The organism is Roseiconus nitratireducens (genome assembly GCF_008629675.1).
Taxonomy (GTDB): domain Bacteria; phylum Planctomycetota; class Planctomycetia; order Pirellulales; family Pirellulaceae; genus Stieleria; species Stieleria nitratireducens.
This window is the reverse complement of the sequence record NZ_VWOX01000011.1, coordinates 244,698-267,991: the sequence shown is the minus strand read 5'-3', so window position 1 is coordinate 267,991 and position 23,294 is coordinate 244,698. Positions and strand designations below refer to the sequence as shown.

Sequence of the window (23,294 nt, the reverse complement as noted above, 5' to 3'; positions counted from 1 at the left end):
GGCGGGCGGATGGGACGTCGGGTCAGTGGTTGGTGACAAATTCTTCGCAGCTGAGCAGGCCCCAAACCAGATCTTCCAGAAAGGTGCGTCTGTCAGCGGATGACGACAATCGATTCAGTTGCTCGTTCCAGTGCCGCCTTTCACGTTCCGTCGGTTGCCGGCACAGAGCGGCCAGGTAGAACGTCTGGATGATTTCCTCTGGCGGTGTGGATTGGTCCAGCAACCCGTCCAGTCGTCCACCGGACACGGCAATCCGCTGGTTCAGCATGTCGCCATTGAAACGATGAAGTTGTTGCGTCAGTCCGCCCGCGGAGGCCGACGGGGTGGCGCAGGAAGAGGTGCGATCGCAGCGTCCCAAGACATCCAGCGTTTCCGATTCGGTGCTGGGGTCCAGCAGGGCGACGGCACGTGTGCCGATCGGTTGGTCCCCATACGTTTCGGCGACTCCCAGCACATCGCTAATCGCGTCGGCCAAGACTTCGGCATCCAGCGGTCGCCGCAGGCGGTGTGAATAGAATGCTTGATCGTTCCGATTCGCGGACGTTGCGTCCGCACTGCGGGCGTACGTTTGGGTTTGGGCTATCTGACGAAGGGTGTGCCGCAAGTCGTAGCCGTGCGCGACAAAATCGTCGGCCAACCGTTGCAGCAAACGCGGGTGAGTGGCCGGATTGGTGGCTCGAAAATCGTCGACCGGTTCAACCAGACCTCGCCCCATCATCCGTTGCCACAGCCGGTTGACCATGGCTTTGGCGAAATATGGATTGTCTGGATCGATCAACCAGTCCGCCAAAGCAACTCGGACATCAGCCCGGTCGGTGGGCAGGTCCTGTTGGCCGGGAAGACGTGGCGTGGCGGGCTCCAACGTGCGAGGGTGAACGACATAGCCGTCGGGATTGGGGCGGACCTCGCGTCCGGTTTGAAGCGTTGCGAAGATGGCCGCCAACCCGTGATAGTCGTCCTGCGTCCAGCGATCCAGCGGATGATTGTGACAATTCGCGCAGCGCAGTCGGCTTGCCATCAACACTTCGCTGAACAGTTCGGCTTGCTGCCGCGGACCATCGGCCATGCGGTAGAAGTTGGCGGGACCGATCACGTGGGTGTCGCCACCGGAGAGCAGCAGCGAACGGGCGATGGCATCGTAGCCGCGACGGTCACGAAGTTGTTGGGCAAGCCAATCGTGATAGACGTGGGCACCTTCCGGGTCGTCGCCGCGGGGGCGCAGCCGCAGCAGGGTGGCCAACTGCAGCGTCCAATACTCGTTGAACGCTTCTCCATCGAGCAATCGGTTCAGCAGGCGGTCACGTTTGTCGGGCCGGGTGTCCAGCAGGAAGCGAAGCGTTTGTTCCGGAGTGGGTAGGCGACCGGTCAGGTCCAGGGAAAGACGTCGCAGAAAGACGGCGTCGTCGGCGGGACCGGAAGGCGGCAGCCGCAGCGTGGCGAGCGCCTCGATCACCTCCTGGTCGATGAAGTTGTCCGCGGCGCGCTCGTCTGGCGAAATCGGTGAGTTGTCGTGCGCCCCGATCAGCTCGACCGGAACCACTCGGTTCCAATAGCGCGCGATGACGACGTGGCGACCGGCTCGGAGCACGGTTGCCGTCCCGGACAGCGGCTCAATCCGAACGGCTGAGGGGTCCGCGGAAGAAAAAATCGTCTGGTCGGTGACGTCGCGCTGGGAGCCGTCCTGGTAAATGGCCGTTGTGCGTAGTGAGACGGAATGACCCGCTGCCGGTGCGACGTGTCTGGTCGGATCCACCTGCACACGTTGCAGTTGCCGCTGCGGTGTTCGCGGAGCACCCTGGTCAATCCAAGCAATCAACTGCTGGGCATCCGCTTCGCTCAACACCGCCCCGCCGCCATGTTCGACCGTCTCGGTGGGCTTGCGAATCAGCAAGCTCAACTCCGCGTCATTCAGATTGATTCGTCGCCCACCCAGGTTGCGGACGATCTGATCAAAGTCGGCATCGGGATCACCGCCGTAAAGGGAAAGTTTGAATCCGCCGCGGCCGGCAGCCGCTCCATGACAGGCACCGCCGTTGCAACCGTGACGCGTCAATCGCGGCAGCACGTCGTTTTCGAAGTCGATCCGCGCCGCACCCGATCCCTGCAAGTTGATCGCTTCAGAGCTGGTCGTTTCGTCAGGGGATGCCTCATCCGCCGTTGCCACGCAGACAAACGTCGTCGCCAGACAAACCAGCAGGTGGCGGAGGTGCGGCATGGTCAAAGGTTGGGGCGGGCGGAATTCACTTGACGGGTTCGGTTGCCGACGATTGCGGGCCGCCGTTGTCACGCATTTGCGAGGCCGATGGTCGTGCCGGTCGGGACGGCCGCTTGGCATCATTCAGCCACGCCTGCAACTGTTCGCGGTCTTCGCCGATCAAGTCTGCCAATCCACCCAGGACGTGCGGGTCCGGATACAGCATCGACTGCGGAAAGACAAAGTTGTGCACGACCTTGCCATCTTTTGCCATCAGAATCGTCATGGCCACGTTGCGATTCAATCCGTAGGCACCGGGCCCGTCGCGACCGTCCGGTGATATCCCAACCTGGTAGGATTCGGGCAAGTACACCATCACGCGTTTGATCAGGGTCGTCAGTTGATTGGCGTCATCACCCAGGAACACGGACACGGTGTGCAGCGGTTGATCGGACTTCTCCGCGATGGTGGACAACACCCGGTTGAATTGCAGCAAACCGCGCAGCCCCGGCGGATTGTCATCTTGGAAAATCAATACCAGCGGTTCGCCCTTAGCGGTCGCTACCGGGTCGAAAGGTTTTCCCTGCCGATCGCCACGCATGCCCTGAGCCGTCAGAGGTGGCAATGCTTCGCCCGGCTGCGGGCCGGAGAACACGTCTTTGTCACGCGTTTCGTCGAAACCGGCCGGATCTTCTACCTTCAACGGACGTTCGTTTCGACGTTGCCGCGGCGCGTCGGAGGCCCGCATGTCGGGCTCTTGCTTCAGGCGCTGTAAGACCTGTTCCTTGGTCATCTGACCGCTTTCAATCATCTGCTTGACGCGGGGGCGCTCTTCCAGCAATTGTTCGTAGCGTTCATCCAAGGAAGGTTTTTCTGCCGACCCAGACGACGACTGCTGTGCCTGCACCAGCGTCGTGGCACACAGCATCATGGCGGTCGCGAAAGCGGATGGGAATGATTTCACGATGGGGTCCGTTGGGATGGAAAGCGGTGTTGGCGCGAAAAGCGATGGCCGCATCGCCGAAAGCTGTCGCGGCGCCGGCGGGGAGGTCATTCTACCGTCCGGACCTACCTGGTGACGGAGCTTGGTCGCCTTTCGGATCAGTCGATCCGTGGCAGAGGGGTCAGTAGGGCATGTTCCAGCGGGTCGCCATTGCGGCGCGGCCAGCTACCGGCGATCCGCTCTGGGAGCGTCGCGGTATTTGGCGTGGCAGGCTTTGCAGTTGCTTCCGATCTGGCTGGCGGCTCGAACCAGGGAATCCGGGATCGTCGGATCGGCCGAGTCGGTTTCCATTTGACGAAGCGTTTGGACCATCGATTTCGCGGCCGTTTCCGATTCCATCAACCAGCGGCGAAAATCGTCCGGTTGTCGGGCGACGTCGTCGGTGCGAAGCAATTCGGTGAAGTGTTCCTGCAACATCAACGCTTCATGGGCCGGATCCAAGTCAGGGTGATTTTCCGGCGTCTGCCAGTCGGCAGCGGCGATCTGTTTCAGGTGGTCGTGCGTGTGACCCAATTCGACCATGGCTTCCGCCATCGGTGGCACTTGCACCACCGGTTGAAACTGGACGTCCAAACGATCCAGCACCCCGGCATCCAAGGGTTTCACCTGGCATGCCGAACGGTACAGACCGCGGTAATGGGGATCCGTGCCGGCAAGTTTCAAAACAGCTTCGGCCTTGCCTTCAGGAAGCAGGCCGGCGGCGACGCAAGCCACCGCCGCCGCGGCCGGGCTGCGATGTTTGCCGTGGTGACAATGAATGTAGATCGGCCCTTCCAAATCACGAACGGCTTTCGCCAATTCCGTGACGCGTGAACTCGGGATGCCGTCATAGCCGTGCGGAAGATGGACGTAACGCAAACCATACTTTGCCGCAGCGTCGACATCGGGCGTCGCGCCGTCAACGCTGATGATCGTTTTGATCCCGCGGTCGGCAAGTTCTTTGAATGCAGCGTCGCCGTCGGGAAGGCCGCCGGAGATGACCTTCGGGGAGAGTTGCACTGGATTGGGCAAGTGTTCGCTGTCGATCCGCGCCGGATCGGAAATGTTTTCCCGTGATGGATTCGGCTTGGCATCCCTTGCGAAGGATTGAATGCCGCACCATGTCGCCACGATCAGCGTCGCGACGATCAATCTCGGGACGAAAGACTTTTGTAGCAAAACCAAAACTCGATCGAGGGAGGCAAGGCAGGTGGTGGTGCGGATCGCTCGCCTCGCATCCTATCACAAGCTTGTCTCCCGTGACGCCGCCGCAAGCCCGATCCCAATCTGGACGCTTCCGTCCGATTCAGGGCCACGCCGGCGGTTCTTCGGCAATCTCGGCCGGATGGATCAGTTCCGGATGTCCCTGGATCTCGCCTTGGGGCAGTACCTGCCAGGCATTTCGGCCGGCCGCGGGGTGAGGATCGGCTTGCCATCCGGTCGACGGATCGAACGCCTGTCCGCCACGGGGTGTCGTGGCCGAGGGGTCGGGGCAGGGGATCAGCAGCGGTCCGCTGACCGGGTAGTCCGCCGGAAACTGCGCGTCATGGGTTTCCAGATCAGATAGGAATTGCAGGTCGCGAAAACGCGAATCGCGCAGAATTTTTGGACGGATGAACAAGAAAAACGACGTGGTGGATTGCTCGCCGGTCTGCAGGCTGGTCAGATCGCGAACGATCGGGATTTTCTCCAGCCACGGCACGCCGGTGAAAGACTTTCCGTCGTTGGTCCGCTTCAATCCGCCGACGACCACCGTCTTGCCATCGGGAATCGTGACCACGCTTCCCACCCGATCGATCTGGCGGGGTGGTGGCAGGGCATCGGATCCGGAACCCACGAACGTGCTGAATTCCACATCGAATTCCAGCTGCAAGTGATCGTCTTCGTTGATGTGCGGGGTCACCTGGATGATGGTACCCGCCTGTTGGTTGCCACCCAGGCTGGTCGTGGCGATGGTGTCGGCCGCGTTGACACTTTGAAACGGCACACTGGCAACGCTTTCCAATGATCCGGTCTGGTTGTCGTTGACCAGGATCTTGGGCGAGGACAGCACACGCCCTCGGCGATGTCGGCTGAGTGCCTGGACGATCACATCGGCGATCTCGGGATCGACCAGCACTCCGTTGAATCCGAGCGCCGGGTTGATCGTCAGCGCGCCGTTGACCGGGTCGACTTCGCTGAGACCGAACGAGGTGAATTTGAACAGTTTTGTGGAACCCTCCCGGTCGCCGATGGAGACTTCCACGCCCAACGAGAAATTGTCGCTGGTATCGATGGCAATGATGTCGGCTTCGATCAGCACTTGGGGCCGCCGCTGGTCCAATGATCGGATCAGTTTCTCGTACAGTGATTGGACGTTGGACGGTGCGAACACGATCAGGCTGTTCGTGGCGACGTCCGCGGAAATCCTCGCTCCGCCCGGAAGCATTGCGACGCCGGCACCGGTCGCCCCGCCGTAGCCACCGAATCCACCGTATCCGGGCCCTGCGAATCCCGCCCCGGCGAATCCGCCAGCAAAGCCGGCCGAGCGTGGATCCACACCGGCACCGACCAAGGGGCCCAACGCCGCGTTTTGATTTTCGCGACGCATCGGTGTCATGTTGCCTTCGCGGAGTTGCTCGCCCAATCGCGAACCGCCCGCGATCATCGGGCGGCCTGCCAACGGCAAGTCGACGACGCCGGAATCACCGGCGGCCCCGAAAGCATTGGCGCCGCCTGCGAAACCCATCGGGACGATGCCGCCAACGTTCATTCCATCCAGCGTGCCGAAGGCGCCGGGCATCAGTCCGCCGGCCTGGGTGACGCCGCTGCCGGCGGCCTGTTGGAGCGCCAGCAGGGAGTACAGCACTTCAATCGCTGTGGCGTTCTTGAGTTTGTAAAAACGAATCGGGCTGGCCTCGGAATCGACCGGTTGATCCAGCTCCTCGATCAGCAATTCGATCTGACGGTGCGTTTCGGCACCCGCCCGCACGACCAACAGGTTTCCTTCTTCGTCGATCGTGGTTTCGACAGCGCTTGCATCCTGCTCGCCGCCGGTTTCGATGAAGCCGCCGATCAAATGGTCCAGTCGCGCCGCGCCGATGTATTCCAAGCGATACACTCGCGTCAGGAAGCGGCTGCCGGAGTCCAGCTTGCGGAGTGTTTCCAAGGCTCCGTCGACAAGCTCCTTGCGGCCGGCGACCACCACGCGGCGACCGGTCTTGTCGACCATTAATTGAATCCCGGTCGACTTCTTTGCCGCGTTCTTTGCGGCGTCGTCTTGTTGAATCGATTGATACTGTTCGATCAGCATCTCCGGCGGACGCTGTCTTGCCTGATAGAACTCGATCACGCCCTTTTCATCCGGGCGATCGATCATTGCCAACAAGTCAACGACTTGCTGCACCTCCGCCGCGTAGCCGCTGATGATCAACAGGTTTTGGTCCGGCAGCGCGACGATGTTCGATCCGTCGCGATCGAGGAACGGTTGCAGTGAGGTCGAGGCCGTCGTCACGTCAACGAACTTGACCGGGATGACCTGGGTCACAGCCGCAGCCGGACCGTTGCGTCGAGAGATCTCCGCGGCTTCGCCGGCCGGGGCATTGCTGACGATCTCCCCGATGTCCACCACGCGTTTCCATCCGGCGACTTCGGAATCGACCACCGCCAGTTTGGCTTCCCGCAGCAGGCTGCCCAGCAACGTGGGCAGCACCTTCTTTGGCAGCCGCGCGGGGGTGTAGACGGTCACCTCACGCCGTGCGACGTCCGTGCCGTGCAAAAAGCGGACGTCCAACTGCTGGCTCATCAAGTCCAGCAAGGTGGTGACTTTGACGGTGCCCGAAAGGTTCAGTTCCACGATCTCGTCATCGGCCGCCGGACGCGACGGACCCGCCGGACGTTGCCCGAGCGCCGTCCACGACGGCAGCACGCTGATGACAAAGATCGCCAGGATGCCGACGAGCACGCGGCGATTTCGCATCGAATGAACGCTAGCAATCCATGCCGACATGACAGGCCGGGGGTGAGAACCGGGAACAGACCGGCTTTTGTATCTAGGCAATCGAGCCGTCGGGCGTCAATTCAGATCGGCGGGGACGTTGGTTATCGCGGTCGCCGCTCCGCCGTTTTGTTAGCTCCACCGCCACCACCGAAAACAGTCGTTTGTCATCCACCGGTCGCGGTGGACCTCAGCGGTTCATTCAGACTGGCGCAATGCAACGCCCCCAGGCCCCAGACCAGATCGCGGCTGTCGACCGTGGTGACTTGGACCCCGGGAGTCGCCTGCTGTGCCAGATCGGTCAACAGGCCGACCGCGGCCTGATCGGACCGACGGTTTCCAAAGCTGGGAACCAGCAAACGCTCGGGGCCGAGCCGCAGGAAGTTGCAGTAGCTTTCTGGAACGCGGGTCGAATCGACCGATCGCGGTGGCGGAATCGGTAGCGGGTGGACCGCAACGCGGGGCGACGTGGTCTGGCCCCATTGCTGCAGCAACCGATGGTTGGCCCACAGCCCGTCATGGTTGGGGTCTTCGGGATCCTCGCAGACGGCGACGACGACGTTCTGCGGGTCGACAAAACGAGCCAACTGGTCGATGTGACCGTCGGTATCGTCACCGACCAATCCGCCTCCATCGACCCACACGATTTCTCGCGTGCCGGTCAAGTCCGCAAGACGATCGGCGATCTGCTGCTTGCTCCAGCCGGGGTTCCGCGTCGGGGTCACCAGGCAGTCGGTGGTGGTCAGCAGACGCCCGGTCCCGTCCCATTCCAACGCGCCGCCCTCCAGGCACAGCCCGCCCTCGACGCCACGCCAACCGGCCAGTTCGATGACCGACTTGGTTGCCTGGTCATCATCGTCCCAGGGCGGGTACTTGCCGCCCCAAGCGTTGAACCGCCAATCGATCGCCAGGTCGTCACCGTCGGACGTTGCCCCCGGGTCACCGAACACGAACGTCGGGCCGTAGTCCCGGATCCAGGAGTCGTTGGTGGGGACGTCGAACCAACGCACGTTGGGGAGCTGCTCGATTCTCGCGACGGACCGGTATTCGGACGGCCCGATGACGTGCACCGGCAGCGACTGCGCGATGGCGTTGATGAAGCGTCGGAACACGTCGGGGATCGGATCGAAATGCCCGGGCCAAGTCTCCAGGCTGTGTGGCCAGGCGATCCAGACGGCGCGCTGGGGTTCCCATTCGGCGGGCACGCGGCGAGCAGGGAGCTTGCCTTCGGTCACAGCATTCTGGTTTGGGGAATCCACCGCTGAAAAGCTCACTGCGAGCGGCGTTTGCTAAAGAGCCATGCAAATACGTCCTGTCGAGCGTAGGTTCGCGTCCAGCTATCGTGGCCAACCCCCGGGTACTCGACGTAACGCAATTCCGGCTGGTGCCCGGCCAGGGCGAGCGCCGAAATCATTTGTCGGCTGCGTTGGACCGGGACGGTGGGATCCGCATCGCCATGGAACGCCCACACCGAGACGCCTTGATACCGACCCGCCCACTCGGGATCACCGCCACCGCAGACCGCCAGCATGGCGGCAAACCGATCCGGGGAGTGTCCCGCGGCATACCAGCTGCCGTAGCCACCCATCGAAAGGCCGGTCACATAAACCCGGTCGTCGTCGATGGGCAACGTCCGTTGCAGCGATGTGACCAGTTCCAAAGCCAGGGCCAGCGGTTCCGACGGTTGTTCGGGAAACGTCCCGGTGCCGTCCTGTTTCTCCCAGGGTGACAGCACCCACTTTGTCTCTTTGGGACATTGGGGGAACACCACGTAGGCCGGGTAGGCCTGGCGTCGCTCGGGCCGGGCGAACTCGGCCGCGGCGTGGACCAGTTGACGTTCATTGTCCTGGCCCCGTTCACCGGCGCCGTGCAGAAACAACACCAGGGGATACCGACGGTCGACGTCCGAATCGGAGGTCGGTGGGGGTGCCAGCAGTCGGTATGGCAGGGTCGCGCCGGATTCGCCTTGAAAGACCTGTTTGCCGAACAATCGCTGCACGTCGGCGGGCGAGGGACGCGGCTGGACGGTGTCTGGTTCCTGGCTGTGGGCGACCGTCATCCAGACAGAAGATTGAGGGAAGCCGCCGGCAATCAGCAGCCCCCACAGGCACCACGCGACGGATCGGGCCGGGACGTGTTGGCGGGGAAAGCCAGCGGACATCGCTGCGCCCCTTACTCGATCTTGATTTCTTCTTTGACCTTCTGCACAAAGTGCGGCGACTTACCGCCCTTGCTGAGCTCTTTGGCCCGCTTGTCGGCCTCACCCTTCTTGTCGAAATCGAACACCGCGACCCGTTTCAGGTTCTGGCTGAAGACACCCCAGTACAACCGCATGCGGACGTTTTCGGTCGCCTTGCTTCGCTTGCCGGATTTCTTCTTTTTCGATGCGAGTGCCTTTTCGGCGGCTTCCGCTTCAGCGGCTTTCTCGGCTCGGCTGACGACCTTACGGGCCATGGATGGTCAGGGGCTACAAGGGGGAAGGGATGGGAAATACCGGTGTCACGGCAGCGAGCCCGGTGGGCCGCCGCCGCCGTGAGGACGACCAAGGCCCCGTAACTTAGCAACAACCGCACGGATTGGCCACTCCCGTCGTCGGGGGCGTCGGCGCGCCGTTGCGATTGCGGCCCGGTGGCGGTGGAGAACGGATTCGGACGACTGGAAACCACCCAAAGGTGGTAACTGGGAAAATGATCGCTACCCGCGGACGGGTCTGTCGCGTATGCTTGCGGTTTCACATGGACACCCCGCGAATCAACGCGGTTTGGAAAATCGGCCGATTGTCCGCACCGCGGCTTCGTTTTGCGACCAAAATGGGCAGTTGAATCAAGGCGGCGATGGACGCTCCCGGGACGTCTGCGTGGGCCACTGGGTCGACGCAAAGCCCGAGCGTTACTACCAAATCGGATCCGGGCGTTGGCGACGCGGGGGTGCGATTTTCACCGATGGGAGAACATCAACGATGCAGGTAAGCGTTTCGGCTCGTCACGGCAGCCTTCAGCCGGGTGATCAGGAGTTGATCGAGGAAAAGGCGGTCAAATTGCGCCGTCTTTATGATCGGGTCAACGCGATCGAGGTGACGGTCGATTTGGAGCACACCGAAAAGCCTGTTGTGGAAATTCAGGTTTCCATGGAACATGCCGACGGATGCGTCGCAACGGCCGAGTCCAACACCGTGATCGCGGCGATGGACATGGCGATTCCCAAGGTGGAGCAACAGTTGCGGCGGATCAAGCAAAAGAAGACGGGGCATCGCGCCACCGGACACAAACACATTGAAACCCCGACGGGCGACGAGTAGACGGCACGGGCTGTTGCTCGCCGGCCGGTCGACACACTTACTAGAATTCACACCCCCATGAAGTTTGCAGATTTCATCAGCACCAAATCGATCAAAGCCGAACTCCAGGCGATGACCAAGGAACAAGCGATCGAAGAGCTTGTCCAAAGTCTGCTGGATTCGGGCGAAATCGATTCCGAACAGCGCGATGACATCATCGCGGCCATTATGAAACGCGAAGAGCTCGGTTCGACCGGGATCGGTCGAGGCGTCGCGGTTCCTCACACCAAGCACCCCAGCGTCCAGAAGCTTGTCGGCACCGTCGGCGTCAGCGAAGAGGGCGTCGATTTCGATTCGCTTGACGGGGAACGCGTGCAGCTGTTCTTCCTGTTGATCAGCCCGCCCGAGCGGCCCGGCGATCACCTGCGCGCCCTGGAGAACATCTCGCGGCAGCTGCGCGACGAAACCTTCTGCCGATTCCTCAAGCAGAGTAAATCGGCCGACGACATCTCGCAGCTGTTGCAGGAAGCCGACGACAATCAGTTCGCAACCGGTTGAGCCTCCGACGCGATCTGAACTGTCCACCCACCCGGATCCCTTCGCCTTACTTGAATGTCCAAAGCGCTCTGTCGCACCGTTGTTGTTCGCAATTCGCAAGGGCTGCACGCACGACCCGCCGATTTACTTGTGCGGATGGCCAACCAGTTCCAGTCCACGATCTTGATCGGGCGCGGGGGCGAACAAGTTGACTGCAAGAGCATCCTGTCGCTGCTGACACTCGGTGCCGCCGACGGCACCGAATTGTCGGTTTCGGCCGAGGGTGACGATGCTGAACGGGCGATCGATTCGATCGAACAGTTCTTCTTGCGCGGGTTTGAAGAGCCCAGCAAAAGCGATTCGGAAACTTCCGCATGACAGGATCTCTCCACGGGAACCGGGCGCAGGCAATGACCGGACAGGCAATGACCGGAAAGACATTGAACGGTCGCACCGGCCGCCGTGGGGACGTCTCCTTGGGATCCCCGAAAGGACGCCCCGCAAACCAAACATCCCCTCTCCATCAATGTGGCTCCAGATTCCCATCGGAGCCCGATCGCTGGACGTCTCGCTGAGAGATCGCCGGCGACTTTTCCAAAATCATTCATCCGTACAACAAACATTCCGTCGATGGATCGGTCCATTTTGTCCGAGCCGTTCTGCGATTGCACTGACGTGACGAGTCGCCGCTCCCACCTATCCTTGTCGCCGCCTTGCGACAGCGGTCCGGGGCCGGACGTTCGTCAGCGCGGCGTCTTGGCACGTCGCGATGCTGAACTCGCAGAGCCGCTGCGTGGTGGATGCCGGTCTATCGAACCACGATGGTCGAACTGCAAGGAATCCCCGTATCACCCGGGGTTGCGATCGGCCCAGCCTTAGTGCTGGACGCCGCCGGTTACCGCATCCCGCGCTCCCTTCTCGCCGCCGATCAGGTGGAAGAGGAGTTCGTTCGGCTGCGCGATGCGGTCGATGACGTCTCGGGACGGTTGGAGTCCAACCGGATGGAAACCTCGGCCGTGGCCGGCGAGCACACCGGAGACATCTTCGCCGCCCAGCTGCAGATGCTGCACGATCCGCGGTTGCAGGCCGAGTTGCGGCGACGGATTCGGGAAGAACACCAGTCGGCCGCCTACGCGGTCAGCCGCGTCCTGCACAACTACGCCGATGCCCTGCGGCGGCTGGACAATCCGTTGCTGGCCGATCGCGCCGAAGACGTGTTGGACATCGAAAAGCAATTGCTGCTCTCGTTGGGTGCCGTGTCCGACAGTCCGCTCTCGGACTTGAGCGAGCCGGTGATCGTGCTCTCGCACGTGCTGACCCCGAGCGAAACGGCCAATTTGGACCGGGAATTCGTTCGCGGTTTCTGCACCGAAACCGGCGGCCCCGGGGGTCACACCGCGATCGTGGCCAAAGGCTTGGAACTGCCGGCCGTCGTCGGGATCGGCAGCTTCCTGGATCTGGTTCGCGACAACTCGCGGATCATCGTCGATGGCGATCGAGGCCGGGTCATCATCGATCCGGACCGGGACATGTTGGCCAGCTACAAGGAACGTCTGAAGCAGCGACGTTCCTTGACGGCCCGCTTGAGCGAATTGCGACACCTGCCCGCCGAGACGATCGACGGGACGCCGATCCGGTTGAGCGCGAACATCGAGTTCCCGCACGAGACGGCGACCTGCATTGAACGTGGCGCCGACGGAATCGGACTGTATCGCACCGAGTTCCTGTACCTGTCCAGCGCCGAGGAGCCCAGCGAGGAAGATCACTACCAGGCTTACAGCCAGGTCGTCCGTGAAATGGAAGGCCGCCCGGTGGTGATTCGCACGCTGGACTTGGGTGCCGACAAGATGGGGCACCGTCCGTTGGCCGAGAACGAACACAATCCGTTTTTGGGCCTGCGGAGCATCCGCCTTTCGCTGCGCAACTTGGACCTCTTCCGGCCCCAGTTACGGGCGATCCTGCGGGCCGCCGTGCACGGCGACATCCGCGTCATGTTCCCCCTGATCACCACGATTGCCGAATACCGTCAGGCGCGGATGCTGCTGAACATCGTGGCCGAAGACTTGAAGGAGTCCGGCGAACCCCATCGCAGCGACATTCCCGTCGGCATGATGGTTGAGGTTCCGGCCGCGGTGATGATGTTGGAACGCTTCATGGAAGAGGTGGACTTCTTGTCGATCGGCACCAACGACCTGGCCCAGTACACCTTGGCCGTCGATCGCAGCAACGAATATGTCGCCGACCTGTACCAATCCAGCGACCCGGCCGTGCTGCGGCTGATCGCGCGGTGCGTCGAGGTGGCCGCCCAGTACAACTGCCCGCTCTCGATCTGCGGGGAGATGAGCAGCAATCCCGCTCGGGCGCTGTTGCTGTTGGGGATGGGGGTGCGGCACCTGAGCGTTCCGCCGTCGTCCCTGACGCGCGTCAAGAAAGCCATTCGTTCGGTGACGATCGGCCAGTGCGAAAAGATCGCCAAACGGGTGATGAAGCTGGAAGCGGCGCGGGACGTCGATCTGTACCTGCTGGACCGTTTGGGCGAATACGTGCCGGAGTTGATTGTGACGTGACCTGCCAACACCACCGACAGGGTTGCCCCCGTCGAATCGGGACGCGTCCCTCCGTTGTGACGCCCCACCAGCGATCCTTTCAAAACACCCACCTCGGAACCTGAGCCCGTACAGCTGACAGCCAAAACCTGACCTCCCCCACCCGCCGCCGCTTCTCCATCCCCACCACGCCCGTCTGACGGGTTTTTCGACACGACTTCATGACCGGATCCGAAACTGAACTGAATCCCGCGACCGACGCGCCGGCGGACCTGTCCGCGCCGGCGCTCCGATTGCGGTACCGGATCCGGTTTGCCAAAACCGGCTTGTTGCGTTGGACCAGCCATCGCGACCTGGCACGTTTGTGGGAACGGTTGGTCCGCCGCGCCCAATTGAAGCTGTCGATGACCGAGGGCTTTCATCCCAAGCCGCGGATCGGGTTCCCGTCGGCGCTGGCGCTCGGGATCAGCGGCGTCGACGAAGTGGTCGAATTGGATTTGGCCGAACGCCTGCCGGCCGGCGAGTTGTTGCGGCGGTTGACCGCCGATGACCAGCCGGGGCTGAGGATCAAGAGCGTGCAACTGCTACCCGAAGGCTCCGGCAAGGCCAAGTTGCTCCACACGGTCTACCGCGTCACGACGCCCGACCCCGATCTGGGCGGCCCGGAGATCGAACCGAGTCAGGTGCGGGACGCCATCACCAAGTTCCTGGGGCAGGCGACCGCAACGGTGACCCGCAAGAACAAACCGCTGACGGTCCACATCGCCGAACAGATTCTGCGGCTGGAATTCACCGACGCGATCGAATTGACGCTCGCGGCCAGCGACGGCGCCACGCTCAAGCCGACCGATGTGCTGGATCTGATCGGATGCACCGATTGGATCGCCCACGGTTCGCACATCACCCGAACAGAAGTGGTTTTGAAACGAGAGTTCGAAGCCACGGATACCGAATTTTTAGCAACTGCAAACCAACCGCCGCACGACGGCGAATCACCCAAGAGGTGCTCTGAATGAAACGCGAAATGTTGATGAATGTGCTCCAGCCCGAAGAGAGCCGGATCGCAATTTTGGAAGACGGAAAGCTGGAAGAGTTGTACGTCGAACGAAAAAGCGTCGAGGCGTTCGCCGGGAATATTTATCGGGGAAAGATCGTCAACCTGGAGCCCAGCATCCAAGCCGCCTTCGTTGACTTTGGCGTCGGCCGCAACGGCTTCCTGCACATCAGCGATGTCGAACCACAATACTTTCGCCAGGGCGGCTATGACCCCGAAGAAATCATGCGGGAGTCCGACGAGATGGCCGAGGCGGCCGCCAAACGCGCCCGCGAATCCGGTCGCGGCTCCAAACGGGCTTTCAAAGGCGGACGCCCTCGCAACAAGCCGCCGATCCAGGAGATCTTCAAACGGGGCGACGAAGTCCTCGTTCAAGTGATCAAGGAAGGCATCGGAACCAAGGGCCCCACCCTTAGCACGTACATCTCCATCCCGGGCCGCTACCTGGTACTGATGCCCGCGCTGGAGCGGGTCGGGGTCAGCCGAAAGATCGAAGACGAGGACGATCGCAAACGCCTCCGACGCTGCCTGCTGTCGCTCAATCCGCCCAAGGGGCTGGGCTTCATCGTCCGCACCGCCGGCGCCGGCCGCAGCGAGAAAGAACTCGGACGCGATATGGACTACCTGACGCGGTTGTGGAAAACGATCGTGCGACGCGTCAAATCCGGCAGCCAACCGGGATTGCTTTACGAAGAAAGCGATCTGATCATCAAAACGATTCGTGACATCTACAACGACGACATCGATCAGATCCTGATCGACCGAAAGGATGCGTACGAAAACGCGCGGGACTTTTTGAAGATGGTCATGCCGCGGGTGGTCGAACGGCTGAAGCTGTACGACGGCCCGGTGCCCCTGTTCCACAAGTACGACCTGGAAAAAGAAATCGTCAAGATACACCAACGCCAGGTCAAACTTCCCAACGGCGGCTCGATCGTGATCGATCCCACCGAGGCGTTGGTCGCGATCGACGTCAACAGCGGCAACTTCCGCGGAGACAATTCGGCCGAGGAAAATGCGTTCCGGTTGAACCTTGCCGCGGCCAAGGAGATCGCAAGGCAGTTGCGACTGCGCGACTTGGGCGGCGTGATCGTCAATGACTTCATCGACATGCGCAAAGAAAGTCATCGCCGGAAAGTCGAACGGGCGCTGCGTGATGCGATGGCAACCGACCGGGCCCGCACCAAGATCCTGCGGACCAGCCCGTTCGGACTGGTCGAAATGACGCGTCAGCGGATCCGGCCGAGCCTGAAACGAAGCATTTATCAGGATTGCCCCTGCTGCGAAGGCCGCGGGTTGGTCAAGACCGCCGAGAGCATGTCCATCGAAGTCGTGCGAATGTTGGCCCTGGCCGTTAAGAACGAGCACATCCAACGCGTCACCGTTCGCGTCAACGATGCCGTCGCCGCGCACCTGAACAACCAGAAACGGCGCAGCGTGATGGAGATGGAAGACGCCGGAAAGATGACCGTCCAAATCCTGGGCAGCGAAGGGCTGTATCCGGAACACCTGGAAATGGACTGCCGCGACGGGCAGGGAGAACGCGTGGAAATCGATTCGTAAATCGAACACGAGTCGCAAGGCGACGACAGCCTCCTGCCGTCGGCGCCAGCCGACGGAAACGGCGACCCAAAATCATCCGCCGCAAAGCGTCGACCCCCGCGTCGCGGCGCTTCGAATAGACTGGGGGCACCGTTGCTGCACCTGCCATCGCGTTGACGAAGGCCGTCGGGCCCTTTGCATCCGACCTGGCGCAGCGTGTCGCGGCGGACGAAGTCCCCTTCGCAACCTCCATCACAGCCATACCCATGTTTTTTCGAATCTGCCTCGCCGCGCTGCTTTCGACTCCGCTGGTCGTGACCGCCGCGGACGTTCAAATCCAAGATGATGGCTCAAAGGCCGTCGTCACGATCGACGGACAGCCATTTACCGAATACCGCTATACGGGATACGCCAAACCGATCCTGTATCCGGTGTACGGGCCCGGTCAAAAACCGATGACACGGAACTATCCGATGGTCAAAGGTGTCGACAACGAGGCCACCGACCATCCGCACCACAAGTCGATCTGGTACACCCACGACGAGGTCAACCATGTTCGGTTCTGGATGGAAAACGGCGAAGGCGAAGCCTCGCCCGACGTGGGAACCCAGGTGCAAACGTCACTCAAGATTGACGGCGACACGATCGTGGCGACCAACGATTGGGTGGACGCCAAAGGCGAAGTCATTTGCAGCGATCGACGCACGCTCTCGTTCGGAACGGACGATTCGGCACGGTACATCGATTACGCCGTGACGTGGATCGCCTCGGCCGGCGAAGTGACCATCGGCGACACCAAAGAAGGCACGATGGCGATCCGCACGAATCCGCTGTTGCGGCTCAGCAGCGCGCCAAAGAAAGGCAACCACACGGCGGTCGGGCACAGCGTCAACAGCGAGGGCGTTCGTGACAAGGAGATGTGGGGGAAACGCGCCGCGTGGGTCGATTACTGGGGTGAAATCGACGGCCAGGTGACCGGAGTCGCGATCTTCGATCATCCGGACAACCCTCGTCACCCGACTTGGTGGCACGCCCGCGATTACGGACTGATCGCGGCCAATCCCTTCGGCGTCAACCACTTCGAAGGCAAGCCCGATGGCACCGGTGACATGACGCTCAAAGACGGTGAAACGCTGACCTTCCGGTACCGTTTCTTGTTCCATCCGGGCGATGTCGAATCGGCCAAGATCGCCGAACGGTATCAAGCGTTCGCGCAGGATTGACGGTGTCCTAAGCTGCTTGCAAGGGTCCTTCGCCGGGTCGGATCCGCGGTGGCTGCCGTCCGTTCGACGGGCCGTGCGATGTCACCGTCTGCGTGGCCTCGCCGCGCAGCAGACTGCCTCGATCGCCCGTCACGTGACGCCTCGGATGCCTGAAGGACACAAGACCCATTTTCTGGCCCGCGAACACACCCGCCAGTTTTCCGGGCAGCCGATCAAGGTCAGCAGTCCCCAGGGGCGGTTTCGCGGTGACGCGCGGAAGGTATCCGGAAAGGTGTTCTCGCACAGCGAGGCTGTCGGCAAGCACCTGTTCTATCACTTCGATGGCGGCCGCCTGATTCACGTCCATCTGGGACGCTATGGCAAGTTCCGCCAACACGCGGTGCCGCCACCGGCTGCCGTCGGCCAGGTCCGGATGCGCTGGCAGGGCGCCGACACGGCATTGGACTTGACCGGTCCGACGACCTGCCGCGTGATCGACGCCGACACGCGGGCGGAGGTGATTGAAAAGCTCGGCCCCGACCCCTTGGCCGGTGGCAGCCCGGCAAAGGTTTGGAATCGCGTGCGAAAGAGCAACAAACCGATCGGGGCGTTGCTATTGGACCAAGCGGTGGTAGCCGGTGTGGGAAACATCTTCCGTGCCGAACTGCTGTTCGCCTTGCGGTGGGATCCCCGCACGCCCGGCGACCAGCTGGATCGGCCCGCATTCGACCGGATGTGGAAGGCTCTGGGTAAGATGATGCGCACCGGACTGCGGTACGGAAAGATCATCACGGTCAGTTCCAAAGAGGCCGGTGTTCCGCTGGCCAGCCTGGAGGGCCGCGACCGATTCCGTGTGTATGGGAAATCGAACTGTCCCGTCTGCGGGCATCCCATTGAGACGATCGAGGTGGCATCGCGCAAACTGTATTGGTGTCCAAGTTGCCAGAGCTGACCCGCGTGCCAGGGTTGAGCCGCGCAAGGGTCGATCCGTGATCGAGCGGTTGCCGGCATCTGGGCTCAGCCGGGCCGGACCTGGCTGACTTCACCGCTGCGAAAGGTTCTCCGCCGTCCGTCACAAAGAATCTCCAACGCACCGTCGTCGCTGATTCCGGTGCATCGTCCTTGCACCACCGTGGCGTTCTGGCGAAGCGTGACCGTCGAACCGATCAGCAAACATCGTGATCGGTATTCCGTCATCAGCGGCCCCGGATCGTCGAACAGCTCCTCGACGGCTTGTGACAGCGACTCCAGCACGGCCGCCAGAAGTTCGGGACGATGAACCGGGCGTCCGGTCAGCCCCGACAGCGACCCCGGGGGTGTCGCGGAGCCGTCGCGAAGACTCGGCACGTGTTCCAAATTCAAACCGATTCCGATCACCGCCACGTCGCGGCGTGGGGCGGTGCTCTCAATCAAGATGCCGCCCAGTTTTTGAAAGTGTCGCTCCCGGCCCGCCGGATCGACCAGCCAGCCGCTGCACAGGTCATTGGGCCATTTCAGTGCGATGCGGCACGGGGCACACACGAATTCGATGGCCCGCGCGACGGCGACACCGACAGCCAGGGACAGGATCCCGCTGGCGGGATTCGCCGGATCGACCTTCGTGGTCAGCGTCAGGGTCAGGGCCATCGGTGCACTTTGCCAGCGGTTGCCCAAACGACCCCGACCGGCCGTTTGATGATCCGTCAGATGAAGCCGCGGCAGGATCGGTGGCGAGAGTGGGTGTTGCAATTCGGCAATCGCATCACGGTTGGTCGATTCTGTCTGGTCCGAATACCGTGCCGAACCGATCAGACCCGTGTCAATCGACTGGCGCACGACCGAACGCGTCGCCGGGCAAACCGATCCGATGCATTCTAAAACGGTGTCCAAAATCCCATCGAAGCCCAGAGTGTGAACACGAAGGCGACCAGCAGCAGCATCGCGACGACCTGCCAGTGTCCCGGGACATCCTTGCTGCGACGTGGACGACCGAATTCTCGCTCGACAAAATCCTCGTAGTCGAAGTCATCATCATCGTCGTCGTCGTAGCCCACCGCGCACCACGGGTTCGGAGCAAGGATCGGGAGGTGCCTGATCGAGCGATTGCCGCCCGGTCGGTCACAAGTGTATCGCCCCCGACCCGGCATCCAAGGGTGCAGTCGCAATGGTTTCGGCGTTCGCAGCCTGCGAAACGACGACGGCCGTCTGCCGATGTCACGACACTCCGCGCTCCAGGTGCCGAGCTATCCCAGGATGCCCAGCGGCGTTCCGCTGCCGCCGCTGCCGTAAAAGCGACGAATGTTCGGCAACACGGTTTCCAGGTCCTGGCCGTTTGAAACTCCGAACCACAGCGCCAATTCAGCGGCCAGTTCGTCGACCGCCGTTGTTGGGATCAGCCGTCCCCGACCGAGATTCAACGGATGGTTGGCCGTCAACGCATCCGGGAATTCGCCGTAGATCTTCCCGCCATCGACGCCGCCGCCCAGGATGATCTGATTGCCACCCCAGGCGTGGTCGCTGCCCTGACCGTTGGTGCTCAGTGTGCGAGCAAAGTCCGAGGCGGTGAACAGCACGACGTCGTTCTGAACGCCCAGCTCCACGGTGGCATCGTAGAACGATTTCAAGGCGCGGCTGATCGTCGGCAACTTCGTCTCCTGTCCGGAGATCAGGTTCCCGTGCATGTCCCATCCACCGTTGGAGACAAAGAAGATTTGCCGCTGCTGCTGCAACTGCGATTGCGCGCCGATGACCCGGGCGACCATTTCCAATTGGTTGCTGGGGTTCTCGTCGGCAAAAGGCGTGTTCAGGGTGACCGTGTCGACCGCGGTGTTGAACGCCAGGGCGGCATCGGTGGCGTTGCGGGTGGAATCGGCAAGCGATTTGGCGAGCAGGTCGGTGTAGGTTTGATCCAGGATGTTGTCCAGCGCGCGAGTGAAGATCCGGTTGGCACGGTTGCCGGTCGTCAGGCCGGGCGAGTAACCGTTGACGACCGTCGCCCCACCGCTTCCGATCGCGTACGGCACGACGCTGCCACCGGTCTGAAACAGGTTCATTCCGTTGACCGAAATGTTCATCGACACGGTCGGGTTCTGGTTGGTCGCCAGCAACAGATCCGCCATCCGGCCACCCCAACCGGTGACCTGGCTGCGCGACTGCGGGAATCCCGTTTGCCAGTGTCGTTGCAGATCCGAATGCGAAAACAGTCCCAGCGGAAGATTCGTTCGCGCCTGGTAGGTGGGACGCGTGGTGCGTTCCAGCAGCGATCCGATGTTGGCTACGAGGGCCAGGTTGCCGGATTGGTAAAGCGATGCGACGCCGGTCGTTGTGGGATCGGCCCCCGGTGCGGCGTCGGCTTGGGCGGCCAGGCCGGGATGCAGCCCGAACGAGCGGCCGTTGGGACCGGCGATCGGAACCAGGCTGTCCTGCGGGAGCGCCAGGCCGCCCGGATTGTTGACCCCGTCATCGTATCCACCGCGGATGGTGTGGTAGTCGCCGTATTCCCCGCTGCCCGCATCGCCGTCATTGGGCACCAGCATGTTGTAGGAATCATTGCCGCCGAACAGGAACAGGCAAACGATGGCTTTGTAGCCCGAGGTGTCGGTGTCGGCGGCCATCAACGCCTTGGTCGCCTGCAGATTCAGCAGCGTTGCCATCAGCGAGGTGTTGGTCATCATCGCGCACCCGCCGGCGGCTTGAAGCATCGCTCGCCGTGAGCTGAAAACGGAGTCGGATCGGTTGCGAGTCATGGCGTGAGTCCGGTGGGGTGAGGTGCTCGGCGGACGTTGGGAGACGGGGACGGGGGCGTGGAACCGAACATCGGTTGAACGCTCATTGTTCGACGGCGCAGTCGGGGCAAATGACAACGGCCAACAGCATTTGTTCCACGCGGTCGACGTTCATCCAATCGCGACCGGTCGTTTCAGCGATGACGGCATCCTTGATGATCGTCTTGGTGGATTCGCGGAGCGTCCCGTTGCACAGCAGCAGGTCAAAACGTTCCAAGATCGTGTCCAAGTTCTCCAAGTCGCGCGCCAGTTCGATTTCCGGGGCCAGGTCGAAAGAAATCCGGCAACGACCCTTTCGCATCGAATACTGGACGAAGCGGTTCAGGCAGAACGAACGGAGCCGATTGATCGTCCGGTTGGAGGAGACGGCATTCAGGATTTGGAACTCCGGTGCGAACAGCGAGTCGTAGGGATTGCGTCGCGTCGGCGTGTAGCCGATCAACTCTCCGGGAGGCTGAAAGTCCGGCAGGTAGTAGTTGAAGACACTGGGCGAGCGGAACGGCATCTGTTCCAGATCGTTCCCGATGGCCGCCGAGAGCATCATGTAGCCGCCTCCGTAGTCGGACGTCGGCCGCATCGCGCGAATCAAGGCGGTGACTCGATTGATCGGTTCGCGCAAACGGCTGTACTCGGTTCCGCGCGTGACCACCTGCAACCGCAGCGGGCCGGTTCGGCGGATCAGTCGTTGCCCGCGATACAGCTCGGGGTCGGTCAGGATCGCTTTGACGACCGCCTTCAGGTCGCCTCGCTGGCCGCGTCCGTTGTCGTTGAAGATTCGCGTGACGCGTTGCAGGTACGCCCGCGACGGGTTGGATTTGACCAGCCGTTGGATCAGCAGCCGGCAGATGAACGGGGCGACGTTGGGGTGATCGGCGATGGCATCCAACCCGGCATCGATCTCCTCGCCAATCGCTTCGGCGGTCAGGACATCGGGCAGCGGGGGCAGCGTCGTGCCGAAAACGGTTTTGCTGGCCGGGGCGCCGGGTTCCTCGGAATAGTTGTAGTTGTTGTCGTGCTCTTGGATGTGAATCTGCATGGGTTCGCCATAGTTGAGATTCACGTAGAAGCTGTTCGAGGCGTTGTGTTTGTACTTGAAGCCCGTGAAGAGTCGCGCGAGTTCTTTGATCTGGGCATTGTCATACGTCGGGATCAATTCGCCGTTGTCGTTGACCTTCAGCCGTCCGTCCTGGTGCATCTCGTACAGCCCCACCGAGAACAGCTGCATGATTTCGCGGGCATAGTTTTCATCGGGGAAGCGGCCCTGGTTCAAGTTCGCCTTGCGATTCCGCACCGAGCTCAACCACACGCCCATGCAGGGATGGTAGGTGACCTGCTCCAGCAATTCGCGATAGGACCCGTCCGCGCCCCCGGCCAGCATGTCGTAGTAATTCGACATGCCCATCCAGTCCGGGATCGTTTCTTCACCGCCTCCGATCGCCCGTTTGTCGTTGTTGTTGAAGTTGTTGCCCGAATCGCCGATGACGAAGATTTGCGACAGCGCCCAAGCGACACGCTGCCGCAGTTGGTCCTCGCCGGTCAGGGCGATGTGCCACCACGCCTGGTAGCGGTAATTGGCGATTCCGATTTGGTCCTGGTCCGGCTGGCGTCCATCCAAGTCGATGATGTCCAAAGCGACCTGTTGGTGGGACGTCGGTGGCAGCGCGAATTGTCGGTCGATCCATTCGGAGGTGGCTCTGCGGTAGCCGATCTGACCGATCCGTTCGGCCAGCGATTCGATGTCGTCCTGCTTCGGACCGAAGGTGGCTTTGGACAAGAACTGCGCGGCACGAACCTGGGCCTTCAACTGCCGCAGGTGACGGGGATTCTCGGCCAGAAACTCGCCGCCGGAGCTGTGCGGAAGCCCGCACAGGAGCCAGATTGCGAGCGCCAGGAAGCTGCCGGACCGGGGGAGTCGCCAAAGCATCAGCATCACCTACGCGGAAAAGAAGAGCGAGGGCTGGGGAGATAAGTCCGCGGCGGGCTTGGTCAAGCCAGGCAAAAAATGCCGATCGCCGCGTTTCCAGCAGGTCCAAAACTAGCCAGTCGGCGTCCGAGATGCAAAGCGCCTGCGGCGAAACCCCGCTCGATGGTGCCAGGATCCGGAGGGGGCGGACCATGGCGGCCGGCTGAGGTGTCCAGGCGAATCGCGGCCCCGGGGCCGCCGGGTTTGACAACTGCGAGCCGCCAAACCGGCGCGGTGGGCTCCCTGTTAGCGGGACG

Annotated in this window: 19 protein-coding genes; 8 read left to right on the top strand and 11 right to left on the bottom strand. The window is 62.0% G+C overall.

Features of this window, described 5'->3' with window-relative positions; all coding sequences use genetic code 11:
- Nucleotides 1–22 precede the first annotated feature (22 nt).
- The 7 genes from FYK55_RS19505 to FYK55_RS19475 all read right to left on the bottom strand — a co-directional run bounded on the left by FYK55_RS19505 (nucleotide 23) and on the right by FYK55_RS19475 (nucleotide 9,606).
- Nucleotides 23–2,215 carry a DUF1553 domain-containing protein gene (locus FYK55_RS19505; protein WP_161604635.1) on the bottom strand — a complete coding sequence of 731 codons (2,193 nt, stop codon included), beginning with the start codon at nucleotides 2,213–2,215 and terminating at the stop codon, nucleotides 23–25.
- A 25-nt stretch (nucleotides 2,216–2,240) separates the two neighbouring features.
- Entirely contained in the window at nucleotides 2,241–3,158 is a 918-nt protein-coding gene (locus FYK55_RS19500) for a hypothetical protein (protein WP_150078117.1), read from the bottom strand.
- Nucleotides 3,159–3,362: 204 nt separating this feature from the next.
- Nucleotides 3,363–4,361, bottom strand: a complete 999-nt coding sequence (locus FYK55_RS19495) for a dual specificity protein phosphatase family protein (RefSeq protein ID WP_161604634.1) — start codon at nucleotides 4,359–4,361, stop codon at nucleotides 3,363–3,365.
- 121 nt (nucleotides 4,362–4,482) lie between these two features.
- On the bottom strand, nucleotides 4,483–7,134 hold the full coding sequence (locus FYK55_RS19490) for a secretin N-terminal domain-containing protein (protein WP_161604633.1): 2,652 nt from the start codon (nucleotides 7,132–7,134) through the stop codon (nucleotides 4,483–4,485).
- A gap of 185 nt (nucleotides 7,135–7,319) precedes the next feature.
- On the bottom strand, nucleotides 7,320–8,411 hold the full coding sequence (locus tag FYK55_RS19485) for an agmatine deiminase family protein (protein WP_235908825.1): 1,092 nt from the start codon (nucleotides 8,409–8,411) through the stop codon (nucleotides 7,320–7,322).
- Nucleotides 8,412–8,422: 11 nt separating this feature from the next.
- Complete coding sequence (locus tag FYK55_RS19480) at nucleotides 8,423–9,313, bottom strand: carboxylesterase family protein (protein WP_150078114.1); 891 nt, start codon at nucleotides 9,311–9,313, stop codon at nucleotides 8,423–8,425.
- A gap of 11 nt (nucleotides 9,314–9,324) precedes the next feature.
- Entirely contained in the window at nucleotides 9,325–9,606 is a 282-nt protein-coding gene (locus FYK55_RS19475; protein ID WP_150078113.1) for a hypothetical protein, read from the bottom strand.
- Nucleotides 9,607–9,871: 265 nt separating this feature from the next.
- Between FYK55_RS19475 and hpf the strand changes: the two genes are divergently transcribed.
- The 8 genes from hpf (at nucleotide 9,872) to FYK55_RS19435 (ending at nucleotide 18,262) form a co-directional block, all read left to right on the top strand.
- Entirely contained in the window at nucleotides 9,872–10,450 is a 579-nt protein-coding gene (gene hpf, locus FYK55_RS29785) for a ribosome hibernation-promoting factor, HPF/YfiA family (RefSeq protein ID WP_235908824.1), read from the top strand.
- 57 nt (nucleotides 10,451–10,507) lie between these two features.
- Complete coding sequence (locus FYK55_RS19465) at nucleotides 10,508–10,987, top strand: PTS sugar transporter subunit IIA (RefSeq protein WP_150078112.1); 480 nt, start codon at nucleotides 10,508–10,510, stop codon at nucleotides 10,985–10,987.
- A 54-nt stretch (nucleotides 10,988–11,041) separates the two neighbouring features.
- Nucleotides 11,042–11,344, top strand: coding sequence for an HPr family phosphocarrier protein (locus FYK55_RS19460; protein WP_150078111.1), 303 nt, complete (start codon nucleotides 11,042–11,044; stop codon nucleotides 11,342–11,344).
- A gap of 443 nt (nucleotides 11,345–11,787) precedes the next feature.
- Complete coding sequence (gene ptsP, locus FYK55_RS19455; RefSeq protein ID WP_201743748.1) at nucleotides 11,788–13,533, top strand: phosphoenolpyruvate--protein phosphotransferase; 1,746 nt, start codon at nucleotides 11,788–11,790, stop codon at nucleotides 13,531–13,533.
- Nucleotides 13,534–13,733: 200 nt separating this feature from the next.
- On the top strand, nucleotides 13,734–14,528 hold the full coding sequence (locus FYK55_RS19450) for a TIGR03936 family radical SAM-associated protein (RefSeq protein WP_150078109.1): 795 nt from the start codon (nucleotides 13,734–13,736) through the stop codon (nucleotides 14,526–14,528).
- Nucleotides 14,525–16,129: an Rne/Rng family ribonuclease gene (locus tag FYK55_RS19445; protein WP_150078108.1), complete on the top strand. Its 1,605-nt coding sequence runs from the start codon at nucleotides 14,525–14,527 to the stop codon at nucleotides 16,127–16,129. The genes FYK55_RS19450 and FYK55_RS19445 overlap by 4 nt, the downstream gene beginning before the upstream one ends.
- Nucleotides 16,130–16,374: 245 nt before the next feature.
- Entirely contained in the window at nucleotides 16,375–17,331 is a 957-nt protein-coding gene (locus tag FYK55_RS19440; RefSeq protein WP_150078107.1) for a DUF6807 domain-containing protein, read from the top strand.
- A gap of 145 nt (nucleotides 17,332–17,476) precedes the next feature.
- Nucleotides 17,477–18,262, top strand: coding sequence for an Fpg/Nei family DNA glycosylase (locus FYK55_RS19435; RefSeq protein ID WP_150078106.1), 786 nt, complete (start codon nucleotides 17,477–17,479; stop codon nucleotides 18,260–18,262).
- Between the two features lie 65 nt (nucleotides 18,263–18,327).
- Here FYK55_RS19435 and FYK55_RS19430 read toward each other — a convergent pair whose 3' ends face one another.
- From FYK55_RS19430 to FYK55_RS19420, 4 genes are all read right to left on the bottom strand, one after another.
- Complete coding sequence (locus FYK55_RS19430) at nucleotides 18,328–19,179, bottom strand: biotin--[acetyl-CoA-carboxylase] ligase (protein ID WP_161604632.1); 852 nt, start codon at nucleotides 19,177–19,179, stop codon at nucleotides 18,328–18,330.
- Nucleotides 19,164–19,343 (bottom strand): hypothetical protein, encoded by a 180-nt coding sequence (locus tag FYK55_RS29185; protein WP_161604631.1) that lies wholly within the window; start codon nucleotides 19,341–19,343, stop codon nucleotides 19,164–19,166. The genes FYK55_RS19430 and FYK55_RS29185 overlap by 16 nt, the downstream gene beginning before the upstream one ends.
- Nucleotides 19,344–19,532: 189 nt before the next feature.
- Nucleotides 19,533–21,035: a DUF1501 domain-containing protein gene (locus FYK55_RS19425; RefSeq protein WP_150078104.1), complete on the bottom strand. Its 1,503-nt coding sequence runs from the start codon at nucleotides 21,033–21,035 to the stop codon at nucleotides 19,533–19,535.
- An 82-nt stretch (nucleotides 21,036–21,117) separates the two neighbouring features.
- A complete protein-coding gene (locus FYK55_RS19420; protein ID WP_161604630.1) occupies nucleotides 21,118–22,998 on the bottom strand; it encodes a DUF1800 domain-containing protein in 1,881 nt (626 codons plus the stop codon).
- Nucleotides 22,999–23,294 lie beyond the last annotated feature (296 nt).